Annotated in this window: 8 protein-coding genes and 1 other RNA gene; 1 reads left to right on the plus strand and 8 read right to left on the minus strand. The window is 64.6% G+C overall.

Annotation, left to right across the window (positions count from 1 at the left end; translation table 11 throughout):
- Positions 1–90 precede the first annotated feature (90 nt).
- Positions 91–591 carry a DUF2938 domain-containing protein gene (locus HU772_RS16690; RefSeq protein WP_186661106.1) on the minus strand — a complete coding sequence of 167 codons (501 nt, stop codon included), beginning with the start codon at positions 589–591 and terminating at the stop codon, positions 91–93.
- Positions 592–677: 86 nt separating this feature from the next.
- Here HU772_RS16690 and HU772_RS16695 point away from each other — a divergent pair, with 86 nt between their 5' ends.
- The gene (locus HU772_RS16695; RefSeq protein WP_186661105.1) at positions 678–1,082 is read left to right on the plus strand and encodes a helix-turn-helix domain-containing protein; all 405 of its coding nucleotides are present in this window, start codon (positions 678–680) and stop codon (positions 1,080–1,082) included.
- 31 nt (positions 1,083–1,113) lie between these two features.
- On the opposite strand, the gene HU772_RS16700 is transcribed toward HU772_RS16695, so the two are convergent.
- From HU772_RS16700 to HU772_RS16730, 7 genes are all read right to left on the minus strand, one after another.
- Complete coding sequence (locus HU772_RS16700) at positions 1,114–3,063, minus strand: hypothetical protein (protein ID WP_186661104.1); 1,950 nt, start codon at positions 3,061–3,063, stop codon at positions 1,114–1,116.
- A 25-nt stretch (positions 3,064–3,088) separates the two neighbouring features.
- Positions 3,089–3,469, minus strand: coding sequence for a hypothetical protein (locus tag HU772_RS16705; protein ID WP_186661103.1), 381 nt, complete (start codon positions 3,467–3,469; stop codon positions 3,089–3,091).
- Positions 3,470–3,622: 153 nt separating this feature from the next.
- An RNA gene (gene ffs, locus HU772_RS16710) (signal recognition particle sRNA small type) lies at positions 3,623–3,719 on the minus strand.
- Between the two features lie 188 nt (positions 3,720–3,907).
- Positions 3,908–6,262 carry an NAD-dependent DNA ligase LigA gene (gene ligA / locus HU772_RS16715; protein WP_186661102.1) on the minus strand — a complete coding sequence of 785 codons (2,355 nt, stop codon included), beginning with the start codon at positions 6,260–6,262 and terminating at the stop codon, positions 3,908–3,910.
- Positions 6,263–6,361: 99 nt separating this feature from the next.
- On the minus strand, positions 6,362–7,255 hold the full coding sequence (gene zipA / locus HU772_RS16720; RefSeq protein ID WP_186661101.1) for a cell division protein ZipA: 894 nt from the start codon (positions 7,253–7,255) through the stop codon (positions 6,362–6,364).
- Positions 7,256–7,459: 204 nt separating this feature from the next.
- Positions 7,460–10,948: a chromosome segregation protein SMC gene (gene smc / locus HU772_RS16725; RefSeq protein ID WP_186661100.1), complete on the minus strand. Its 3,489-nt coding sequence runs from the start codon at positions 10,946–10,948 to the stop codon at positions 7,460–7,462.
- Positions 10,949–10,951: 3 nt separating this feature from the next.
- Positions 10,952–11,611 carry a GntR family transcriptional regulator gene (locus tag HU772_RS16730; protein WP_186661099.1) on the minus strand — a complete coding sequence of 220 codons (660 nt, stop codon included), beginning with the start codon at positions 11,609–11,611 and terminating at the stop codon, positions 10,952–10,954.
- Positions 11,612–11,741: the final 130 nt, after the last annotated feature.

The following is an 11,741-nucleotide window of genomic DNA, read 5'->3' on the forward strand; positions in this document are numbered from 1 at the left end:
CGACCAGCCAAGAGATGCCAGACAGCTCCGAGCAAAGCGTGAGACAGGTCCGCAATTGGCACGCAGATCCAAACATGGTTGTTTATCCTGTCAGGCAAACCCACGCACTTCGGCCAACGCAAGCGCGCTGAGGAACAGGCCGAAGCCGAACACCCCATGCGTGGCAAGGCTACGCAGGCAGGCCCTGAGCGGCGCCGGAGTACGGCTGGCAAAATAGCCTGCGCCAAACGCCGGCTGCACCACGCACAATGGAACCAGCACCGAAACCACTCCAAACAGCAAGGCAGGCCACAGGGTCGGCGCGCGCAACCAGCCTTCCCCGGCAAAGATCACCAGCACCATCGCGAACATCAAACCCGTGCCGTAATGAATCGCCCAGCCCCAGTACAGCTCGCCGCCTACTGGCGCTGCCTGGCCAATCGCCGCGTGACGCCAGCGCCCCTTGAACAGGTGCCCAGCCCAGCGGCCGACCATGGCGTAGCTCAGGGTGGCGACGCCCAACCGCTTGAGCAGGTAAGTCCACAAGTCCATGACCAGGGTCGCGCCGATGGCGACCAGCACGATAGAAAAGACCAGCACGAGCGCATTCATGTTGAAACCCCTTGGAACGTTGACGAAAAGCTACTTGCCGAGCAGCATGCAAGTTGAAGTCAACTTCAAGTCAAGAGAGAACGAACATGGATATCGCCGACGTCGCCCGGCGCACGGGCGTACCCGCCTCGACACTGCGTTACTACGCGAACAAGGGCCTGCTCACCTCGCTCGCAGGCCCCGGCCAGCGCCGACAGTTCCCCGCCGACACACCGGAGCGCCTGGCGCTGATCGCCCTCGGCCAGGCCGCCGGCTTTTCCCTGGACGAAGTGGCGGCAATGCTGGTGGAGCACCGGGTCGACCGACAGATGCTGCTGGCCAAGGCCGATGAGATCGAGCGCCGGATCAAACGCTTGCAGGCCATGAGCAAAGGCCTGCGCCATGCGGCGGTGTGCCCCCAGGAGAACCATTTGCACTGCCCCAACTTCCAGCGCTTGCTGCAGGTGTCGTCCAGGCAGAGCAAGCGCGGCAAAGCGCCAGACAAGGCCTGATCGCAGCACCTCCCGGCGATATCAACGAACCTCAGTAACCATGCAGCTCGCGGAATGGCTGCCCTTTGTGATAGTCGATCCACTCCTGTACGTCATAGGGCAAGTACAACTGCTGGCGCGCCCGCGACAAGGCGATATACACCGCGCAGACCCGCGCATCGAAGGCATAGGCATCCTTGAAGCGCTGGGTGGTCATCAGCTCCGGCGTCAGCAGCACCTGGTCGAACTCCAGCCCCCCGGCATCCTCGGCCTGCATCAGGGTCAGGCTGCCCCGGCGATCCGCGACCCGCGCATCGAGCAAGGTCAGGTCAGACAGCTTGAAGCCAGCCCCAAGGCGCGCCTCGACCCATAGGAACGATGCATCGAAACACTCCGACTCGCGCACCTGTTGCCAATCGAGCAGGTGAGCAAAATAGCCATGCAAGCCTTCGGCATCCGGCCCCGAGGCGTAGAACGCCGAGCGGAACAAGCCGATCGCCGTGGCCATGAAACGCCGCGTATCGGGCCAATCGGGGAAGCTCAGCAGGCAGTTGCACGCGAGCATCTCCATGGCCCAGCGCATCGTGTCCCAACGCGAGGCGGTGAGCACCACGCAACCCTCAGGCGGCACGAAGCCCTCGGGAAAATGCTCGATGCCCACATCGACCGTGCTCGCGGCCTCGAAAGCGACCTTGGATTTCTGCGAATGCACGCCGATCAACGGGTTGATCAGACGCTCGACCTTTGGCCCCGAACGCACCGCGAAGGCCATGTCCTTCTGGCGCACCTGGCGCTCGCGCCGGACCACCTCGCCACTGGCCTTCTGGTACTCGTCACCCAGGGTGATCAGCACCTGGCGGCCACGCTCGATGACCTGCAACAGCGATGCCGGCACGTCCTGGCTCTCGTCGATGATCACATGGCTGAAGCGCCCGGGCACGCTACAGCCGGCCAGGCTCGCGCGCTTGATCAGCAGCAATGCCTCGAAGCCGGTGTGCACACCCCAGGCGGGGTTGGCCTCCAGGTAACGCCAGAGCCGGCTGGCGTACTCCAGCAGCACCTGCGCATCAACGCCGGATAGCGCCTGGCGGAAGAACGGCAGATGGCGGCTCGAAAGGCTGTAGTCCCGCGACGCACAGTAGCCATGCAGCACCTCCAGGCAGATATCCAAAGCATGCTCGGCGTCGTACTGGCGCAGCCCGACGATGCCCAGCTCTTCGGCCAGGCGGCGCTTGCCTGGGCCCCGTGGCGATGCCTTGGCCACCGGCGGCCGGGCGTCCTTGAGCAACGCGCGGGCGAATTGGCCGAACGTCATGCCGACCTTGGCCTGGGCATCCAGGCCCATGCGCTGTCGCAAGGCGCCGAGCTTGGCTGGCGTGCGCGCCAGGGCCAGCACCCTGCCCCGCGGCAGGCAGTCCATCAGTGCTCCCAGCAGGTAGCTCTTGCCGATCCCGGCATAACCTTGCACATGCAGGTCTTCATCGAGGTTGGCGCGCACGACCTTGAGCAGCTTGTCCTGCTCGACCGTCAACCAGCGCTCCTTGTCGAAGCCGGTGGTCACCTGCTGGCTGAATGGGTCGCCATCCTGCTGCAGGCGGATGCGGAAATCGAAATCCCATTTGCCATCGGCCAGCAGGTATTCCCGCGCCTGGACCTGCTCGGCATCGAGCAGGCGCAGCCTGGAGCCCTTGATCACTTCGAGGCCGAAGTACAGCTTGCGTGCATCGAACAGACGACGCGCCTCCGACAGCAGGCCCACATTGGCCGAGTGCGGCCCATCGACCGCCCAGGCCAGCAGCCGGCCCAGCACTTTCTCCGCCGCCGAGGCGTCGACCCTGGCGCTTCCCTGGGCCAGGTTCTGGATCACCAGCAGCGCGGCCAGTTCAGGGTCGCTCAAGGCATCGAGCGCAGGCGCGCCCTCGGCCTGCAACAACCCCTGGCAGACCTCGGCGGTTACCGGCAAGTAGACCGGGCGGGAAAAGTCGAAGTGTTCAGGCTGCATGGGGGCGCGGGTTCCGGGCAATCATTCAGGATTCGCCGGGTGTGGCGAGCAGGTCGAACCGGTAGGCGCCGAGCGTGCCCGACATGTCGGCGCTCTGGTTGCCCGTCGCTGGCTCGGCAAGGGCATCATCCAACTCGTGCAAGGCCAGCTCGAGCAGCTTGCGCAGGTCGCGGGCATTCTTCGCCGAAACCTGCAGCTGCAACTCCAATGCTGCCGTACTGGTGTTCATGCTGGGAGTCGCGGTTGCCTGCTCGAGGATTCGCTCATGCTCCTCCTCCATCTGGTCGAGCACCTGCGACAGCTCCAGCACCCGGTCTGGATGGGAGGCCATCTGGTCCTTGATTTCCAGGCGGCGCAGTTGCCACTCACGGATTTTCTGGCGGGTGAGGTCGTCGACATGTTCCACGGTCGCTATCTCCTGGCCGAACGGACTGACACGATGGGATGCATGATAAAACGTCGCGCGCGATTGTGCAGGCGCAAACGGTGCGAGGAAAGGCGTCGAGCGGGGTAGGAAAAGATGGCGTACCGGAAAAGCCTACGCCCAAAATGGAGGCGGCCCCACCAGCCACACCCCGGCACTCGATGTTCCCGCTATGGCTGCTCCCTTCCGGGCCTGACCAGGTTAACGGGTAATCAATGCGGGGGGACCGATGGGGCCACCACGACGGCTCGCCAAGTGACGAGCCGCGCCATTGTACAGCGCCGGGGCGAAGTTACAACCTTTGATCGTGAAAAAACCATCACTTCTCAATGACTTGTGGCAAATCTATCGCGGGACAAGCCCGCTCCCACGCACCACCGGCCGTGGGAGCGGGCTTGCCCCGCGACAAGGCCTGCGGGTTCAGACGCTGATACCACGCTCCGCCAGGAAGCCTACGAACGCCTCCTCGTCCATCACCGCAACGCCCAGCTCAGCGGCCTTGGCCAGCTTGGAGCCTGCACCGGGGCCGGCGACCACGCAGTGAGTCTTGCCGGATACCGAGCCCGCCACCTTCGCCCCCAAGCTTTCCAGCTTGTCCTTGGCGACGTCGCGGCTCATGCGCTCCAGGGTACCGGTCAACACCCAGGTCTGGCCGGCCAGGGGCAGGCCCTCGGCAGTTTTCTTCTCGCACGACCAGTGCATGCCGAAGTCCAGCAACTGGGCTTCGATAGCACGGGCCAGCTGCTGGTTGGCCTCGACCTTGAAGAACTCGCGCACGCCCTCGGCCGCCTTGGTATTCAACGCCTGACGCAGGTCGATGCCGTCAGCGGCGATGATCTTGTCCAGGGTGCCCAGCTTGTCCACCAGCTTCTCGGCCCCGGTCGGCCCCACCGACGGAATGTCGAGTTTGGCAAGCATGCCGGCGAGCGTGGTGCTGGCAGCGAACTCAGCAGCCAGCTCGCCCTCTTCCTGCAACTGCATGCCGCTGTCGAGCAATTGCCCGATCACCGCACGGTTGTGCTCGTCCTCGAAGAAGTTGTGGATCTCGTAGGCAACTTCAAGGCCGATGTCCGGCAGGTAGGTCAAAACCTGGGGCAAGGCCACCTGAACCCGTGCCAGACTGCCCAGCGAACGCGCCAGCACCTTGGCGGTCTCCTCTCCCACATCGGGAATGCCCAAGGCGTAGATGAAGCGCGCCAGGCTTGGGCGCTTACTGGCCTCGATGGCCTCCAGCAGCTTGCGACTGGACACCTCGGCAAAGCCTTCGAGGGCGACCACCTGCTCGAACTTGAGCTGATACAGGTCGGCCGGTGAACGAATCAGGTTTTCATCGACCAACTGCTCGACGCTCTTCTCGCCCAGGCCGTCGATATCCATGGCCCGGCGCGACACGTAGTGGATGATCGCCTGCTTGAGCTGGGCGGCGCAGCTCAGACGACCAACGCAGCGGTACACCGCGCCTTCGCTGGTGGTTTCCTTGCCCTTGCTGCGCTTGACCAGTTGGGTGCGCTCGACCTGCGAGCCACACACCGGACAGGCGCTGGGCACTTCGACCGCGCGCGCGCCCTCGGGGCGGCGCTCGAGCACCACCTGCATCACCTGCGGGATTACGTCGCCGGCCCGGCGAATGATCACCGTGTCGCCGATGCGCAGGCCCAGGCGGGCGATTTCGTCCATGTTGTGCAAGGTGGCGTTGGACACGGTGACACCGGCAACCTTGACCGGCTTCAAGCGCGCCACCGGGGTCACCGCGCCGGTACGACCAACCTGGAACTCGACATCGAGCACCTCGGTGAGCTCTTCCATGGCCGGGAACTTGTGGGCGATGGCCCAGCGCGGCTCACGGGCGCGGAAGCCCAGCTCACGCTGGGAGGCCAGGGCATTGACCTTGAACACCACGCCATCGATCTCGTAGGGCAGCTCGTTGCGCCGGGCGCCGATGTCGCGGTAATAGGCCAGGCACTCTTCGATGCCGGCGGCGTGGCGCAGCTCGCGACTGATCGGCAAGCCCCAGGTCTTGAGCTTCTCGAGAATACCGATATGGCTGTCGCCGAATGGCTCCGACACCTGGCCGACACCGTAGCAACAGAACTCCAGCGGGCGGCTGGCAGTGATTTTCGAATCCAGCTGGCGCAGGCTGCCGGCGGCAGCGTTGCGTGGGTTGGCGAAGGTCTTGCCGCCGGCTTCGGCCTGGGCGGCGTTGAGCCGGTCGAAACCGGCCTTGCTCATGTACACCTCGCCACGCACTTCCAGCACCGCCGGCCAACCTTCGCCTTGCAGTTTCAGCGGGATGTTGCGCACGGTGCGGACGTTGGCGCTGATGTCCTCGCCGGTAGTGCCATCACCGCGGGTGGCGCCCTGCACCAACTGCCCATCGCGGTACAGCAGGCTCACCGCCAAGCCGTCGAGCTTGGGCTCGCAGCTGTAGTCGACGACGGCGCGCGCGGCGAACAAGTCGCCGCCCTGCAGGTCGAGGCCCTCGACCACGCGGCGATCGAAGTCGCGCAGGTCATCTTCCTCGAAAGCGTTGCCCAGGCTGAGCATGGGGATTTCATGACGAACCTGGCTGAATGCCGCAAGCGCCGCGCCACCGACGCGCTGGGTCGGTGAATCGGGCGTCACCAGATGCGGATGCTCGGCCTCCAGCGCCTTGAGCTCGTTGAACAGGCGGTCGTATTCGGCGTCCGGGACACTGGGTTCGTCGAGTACGTAGTAGCGGTAGTTGTGCTGGTCGAGCTCGGCACGCAGCTCATGGATTCGGGGTTCGGCGTTCATTTTCGTCTTCTCTTGCAAAGCAAAAGAGCAGCCCCAGGCTGCTCTTTTGCTTGAATCATCGCGAAGTGGACCGAGGCAGGGCCCACCCGCTCGGGTACATCAGCGTTTCTGGGTCAGCGCGCGACGCTCGAACTCGACGATGCGCTGGCGGTAGTGCTCGATGGTCTGGGCAGTCAGCACGCTGCGCTGGTCGTCCTTGAGCTCGCCATCGAGCTCGTGGGCCAGCTTGCGGGCGGCGGCGACCATCACATCGAACGCCTGCTTGGGGTGACGCGGGCCAGGCAGGCCGAGGAAGAAGCTCACCGCGCGGGTGCTGAAGTGGTCGATGTCGTCCAGGTCGAACACACCAGGCTTGACCGCGTTGGCCATGGAGAACAGCACTTCGCCGTGACCGGCCATGCTCTCATGACGGTGGAAGATGTCCATGTCACCGAAGCGCAGGCCGCTTTCCAGGATGTTCTGCAGCAAGGCCGGGCCCTTGAAGCCGCCTTCGTCGCGAGAAATCACGCTGATCACCAGCACCTCTTCGGCCGGTGGCAGCTCTTTGGCCGGGGTACTGGCAGCCGCCGCGAAGCCACCGTCACGCTTGTTGTCGGCTGCGAAGTCATTGCTGTCTTCGGCGAACAGGTCGGGCTCGCGCGGCTCGGCCGCCAGGTTCAGGTCGCCCTGCTGCGGCTCGCTGTTGTTGCGTTTGCCGCGCTTGGACGCCTTGGCCGGCTTGGGCTCACGCTCACGTTCGCGCTCACGCACGGGCGCGCTCACCGACGGCAGGTCGCTTTCATCCAGCTCAGGCTCTTTGTGGGTTTCCAGCACGCGTGCAGGGCCGAGCACCTCGGCACCGCCCTCGTCGTCCGGAACGTTGGCGTAGCTACGGTCCAGACGGAACTTCAACTTGCCCTTGCCGCCGCGCATGCGGCGCCAGCCGTCGAAAAGAATACCGGCGATGACAATGATGCCGATGACGATCAGCCACTCGCGCAGACCGATTTCCATGTAATCCCGTGCCTCTATAAAAAATATGCTTGAAAACAAAGGCTTCAAAGGCCTTTAACACGTGGCGCCAACTCTATGTTCTGACAGGCGTTTTACCCACGCAAAAAACAAGTGACATAAAGCTAGCACGACCAAAGGCAACTTTACACCGTCTGTCGCATCTGCCGAGGAATTTGCCTACATGATCGAACCCTTTCTGACACCTCATGTGTCAACCATGGCCATGGCCTCTTCCACATCAACTGCAACAAGACGTGAACAGCCCGGCTCGTGCATGGTCACCCCCATCAATTGATCGGCCATTTCCATGGCAATCTTGTTGTGGGTGATGTAGATGAACTGCACGGTTTCGCTCATTTCCTTCACCAGCCGCGCATAGCGGCCGACGTTGGCGTCGTCCAGCGGTGCATCGACCTCGTCGAGCATGCAGAACGGCGCCGGGTTCAGCTTGAAGATGGCAAACACCAGTGCCAGTGCCGTCAGTGCCTTCTCGCCGCCGGACAGCAAATGAATGGTGCTGTTCTTCTTGCCCGGCGGGCGCGCCATGATCGTCACCCCTGTATCGAGTAAATCTTCGCCCGTCAGTTCCAGATAAGCGCTGCCACCACCGAAAACTTTTGGGAAAAGTGCCTGTAATCCGGCATTTATCTGATCAAAGGTATCCTTGAAGCGGTTGCGGGTTTCCTTGTCGATCTTGCGAATGACGTTTTCCAGGGTCTCCAGCGCCTCGACCAGATCGGCGTCCTGGGCATCCAGGTAACGCTTGCGTTCAGACTGCTGTTCGTACTCCTCGATGGCCGCGAGGTTGATCGCGCCCAAGCGCTGGATGCGCGCCTCGAGCTGCTCCAGTTCCTGCTCGGTGCCCTGCTCGCTGGCATCAGCCTCCAGCGTGGCCAGCACGCCCTGAAGATCGTAGCCGTCGGCGAGCAATTGTTCCTGCAGGGTTTTGCGCCGCACGTCCAGGCCCTGGGACTCCAGGCGCTGCTGCTCCAGCTGGCCACGCAGCAACTGCGACTGCTGCTCGGCCTGGGTGCGGCGCCGCTCGGCATCGCGCAGCTCGCGGTCGGCCTCGTCCATATGCAGGCGGGCTTGGCGCATCTCTTCGTCGACGCTCATGCGCCGCTCGAGCAGTTCTTCGAGCTTCAGGCGCAACTCCTCCAGCGGCGCCTCGCCCTCTTCCAGGTTCAGGTTCAGTTGTTCCTGGCGTTCGCTCAGGCGCGCAGCCTGCTGCTCCAGGCGCTCGAGCGCCTGACGGGTGGAGTCGTGCTGGGCGCGCAGCGAGCCCAGGCGCACGGCCAACTGATGGGCGTGATCCTTGTGCTGGCGGGCTTCCTGGCGAACACGGTCGAGGCCTTCACGCAACGTATCGCGGCGCGCCATCAAGGTTTCACGCTGCTCGGTATCCTGGGCCATCAGGTCAAGGGCGTCCTGCAGCATCAGGCGCGCCTCGCCGAGTTGCTCGTGCTCGATGGCACGCTGTTCCTGCAGCTCGGCCTGCTCTTCGTGCAAACGTCGCCGGCGCAGCTCGACCTGCTCGGCCCGGGCCTTGCCGGCAGACAGGCGCGCCTTGAGCTCGCCGTGCCGACGACTTTCTTCCTGGCTGCGCCGGCGCAGTTGTTCGCGCTGCTCTTCCTGGTCGAGTTGTTGCTCGCGCAGGCGCTGGAGCTGTTCTTCAAGCTGCTCCAGCAAGGCCTCCTGCTCCAGTTGCTCCTGGCCCAGCCGCTCGATTTCCTGACCACGGGCCAATACGCCGCCCTGGGCCTCGCCGCCGCGGCTGACCCGCAGGAAATGCCGCCCGACCCAGTAACCGTCGCGGCTGACCAGGCTTTGCTCGCCCTCCAGCGTCGCACGCAAGGCCAACGCCTGCTCCAAGGTGTCCACCGGCTTGACCCGGCCCAGCCAGGGCGACAGATCGGTACGCCCCTCGACCTTGTCGAGCAGGCTGCCAGCCATGCGCGGGCCCTCCCCGCCGGCCAGCAGCAGGCGCAGCTCACCCTGTTCCAGCGCGGCGAAGTCGAGGCTGTCGAAGCCCTCGAGCAATACCGCTTGCAGGTCGGCGCCGAGCACCGTCTCCACCGCCAGCTCCCAGCCCGGCTCGACCCGCAGGCCCTCCGCCAGGCGCGGGCGCTGCTCCAGCCCCTGCTCGCGCAACCACTCGGCGGCACCCACGCCCGGCTCAAGCGCTGCCTGCTGCAAGGCCTCCAGCGAGGCCAGCCGGCCACCGAGGCGCTGCAATTCGCCCTGTTGCTGCTGTTGCGCCTGGGTCGCCTGCTGCAACTGCTCGCGCAGCGCCTCAAGGCGCTCGACCACCTGCTGCTCCTGCACCTGCAGGTCTTCGAGCGACAACTCGCTGCTGTCCACCTGCTCAGCCACATCGAGCAGCTCGGTATCCTGCGGGTCAGCGCCCAGTTGCTCACCTTCCTCGCCCAGTTTGCGCTGGCGCTCGGCCAGGCGCTCCAGACTGGATTCGAGCTGCGCCAGGCGCGCCTGCTGCACTTCGGCCTGACGGCGCGGTTCGGCGGAACGGGTGTTGAAACTGTCCCACTGCTCCTGCCAGCCGTGCATGCCGAGCTCGGCTTCTTCCAGTGTCGCGGCGGCCTCCTCGGCGGCGGCCAGGGTAAGCTCCTGCTCCGGCTCGAGCATCGCCAACTCTTCGCCCAGGGTGGCCAGCAAAGTACGGTCGTGCCCCAGGTGCGATTCGGTCTCCAGGCGGGTGCGCTCGGCCTCCTTCAGGTCGTCCTGCAACTGGCGCAGGCGCTGCTGGCCGTGCTGGATGCTCTGCTCGACCCGGGCGATATCGCCGGCCACGGAATAGAAACGCCCCTGTACCTGGTTGAAGCGCTCGGACAGCTCGTGGTGGCCATCACGCAGGCGCTCGATGCTGGCGTCGGCGTTACGCTGCTCGGCCACCAGCGCCTCGAAGGCGATCTCCTGGTCGCCGATGACCGTCTCGCGCTGGCGCACGCGCGCATCCAGCTCGCGCCAGCGCAGGGCCGACAGGCGTGCCTTGAGCTGGCGCTCCTGGGCCTTGAACTCACGGTACTTCTCGGCGGCCTGGGCCTGGCGGTGCAGGCGTTCGAGCTGGCGCTCCAGCTCTTCGCGCAGGTCGGTCAGCCGGGCCAGGTTCTCCTGGGTACGGCGTATACGATTCTCGGTTTCGCGGCGGCGCTCCTTGTACTTGGAGATGCCCGCCGCTTCCTCGATGAAGTTGCGCAGCTCCTCGGGCTTGGCCTCGATCAGCTTGCTGATCATGCCTTGCTCGATGATCGAGTAGCTGCGCGGCCCCAGGCCGGTGCCGAGGAAGATATCGGTGATATCACGGCGCCGGCACTTGGTGCCGTTCAGGTAATAGGTGTTCTGGCCGTCGCGGGTGACCTTGCGCCGGATCGAGATCTCGGCGTAGGCGGCGTATTCGCCCACCAGGCTGTTGTCACTGTTGTCGAATACCAGTTCGATGCTCGCCTGGCTGACCGGCTTACGACTGGTGGAGCCGTTGAAGATGACATCGGTCATCGACTCGCCACGCAGGTTCTTCGCCGAACTCTCGCCCATCACCCAGCGCACCGCGTCGATGATGTTGGACTTGCCGCAGCCATTGGGGCCGACCACCGCCGCCATGTTGCTGGGGAAGTTGACAGTGGTCGGATCGACGAACGACTTGAACCCGGCCAGGCGAATGCACTTCAGACGCATGGGTCAGGCTCGCGCCAGTGCCGCCAGCACCAGCTCGCAGCTGCGCTGGCAATAGGCGGTGAGCACCTCGCGAATACGCGCCAGGTCGCGGGCGACCACGGCATCGAGCAGGCTGGCGAACAGGGTGAGGTAGTCGACCATGCTGGCCTGGCGCTGGTCGAGGGCCAGGTAGTAGGCGCGGCTCATGGCCGGTTGCAGGTTCTCGACGGTTTCCTGCAGGTATGGGTTGTTGGCAAACGGATAGGCCGCGCGCATCACCGCGAAGCTGTCGGCGACGAAGGCCTTGATGTCCTTGCCGGCATAGGCCTGCTGCAAGCGCTGCTGGATTTCCAGGAACGGGCGCAGGTCGCTGTCGCTGCGCCAATGTTGGGCGACCGCGTTGCCCAACAGGATGTAGAACTCGCCCATCAACGTGCACAGGCTACGCACGCTGTTTTCGTCAAGTTCGGTCACATGGGCGCCACGTCGCGGCAAGATCGCCACCAGGTGGCGACGTTCGAGGATCAGCAGCGCCTCGCGCACCGAGCCGCGGCTGACGTTGAGGGCCTGGGTGACCTTCTGCTCCTGGATACGCTCGCCAGGTGCGAGCTCGCCGCGGATGATCCGTTCGGCCAGATAGTGGGCAATTTGCTCGGAGAGGCTGTCCGGCGCCTTGAACGTCATGGTTTTCCTTCGCGATCTGAATAGCTGTGCACAAGGGCGCGATTGTAGCGCACTTGCCCTGCGCTCGCGCAGCGTGAGGAGGTGGTTTGTGCGACTGGCGGGTCAATGTTTCTGCGTGGCGCGAACTATG

The organism is Pseudomonas xantholysinigenes (assembly GCF_014268885.2).
In the GTDB taxonomy this organism is placed as follows: Bacteria; Pseudomonadota; Gammaproteobacteria; order Pseudomonadales; family Pseudomonadaceae; genus Aquipseudomonas; species Aquipseudomonas xantholysinigenes.

What these genes read in the sequence shown, in the direction of transcription:
- HU772_RS16690 (WP_186661106.1), bottom strand. Translation starts at nt 591, where the DNA reads ATGAATGCGCTCGTGCTGGTCTTTTCTATCGTGCTGGTCGCCATCGGC.
- HU772_RS16695 (WP_186661105.1), top strand. Translation starts at nt 678, where the DNA reads ATGGATATCGCCGACGTCGCCCGGCGCACGGGCGTACCCGCCTCGACA.
- HU772_RS16700 (WP_186661104.1), bottom strand. Translation starts at nt 3,063, where the DNA reads ATGCAGCCTGAACACTTCGACTTTTCCCGCCCGGTCTACTTGCCGGTA.
- ligA (WP_186661102.1), bottom strand. Translation starts at nt 6,262, where the DNA reads ATGAACGCCGAACCCCGAATCCATGAGCTGCGTGCCGAGCTCGACCAG.
- zipA (WP_186661101.1), bottom strand. Translation starts at nt 7,255, where the DNA reads ATGGAAATCGGTCTGCGCGAGTGGCTGATCGTCATCGGCATCATTGTC.
- smc (WP_186661100.1), bottom strand. Translation starts at nt 10,948, where the DNA reads ATGCGTCTGAAGTGCATTCGCCTGGCCGGGTTCAAGTCGTTCGTCGAT.
- HU772_RS16730 (WP_186661099.1), bottom strand. Translation starts at nt 11,611, where the DNA reads ATGACGTTCAAGGCGCCGGACAGCCTCTCCGAGCAAATTGCCCACTAT.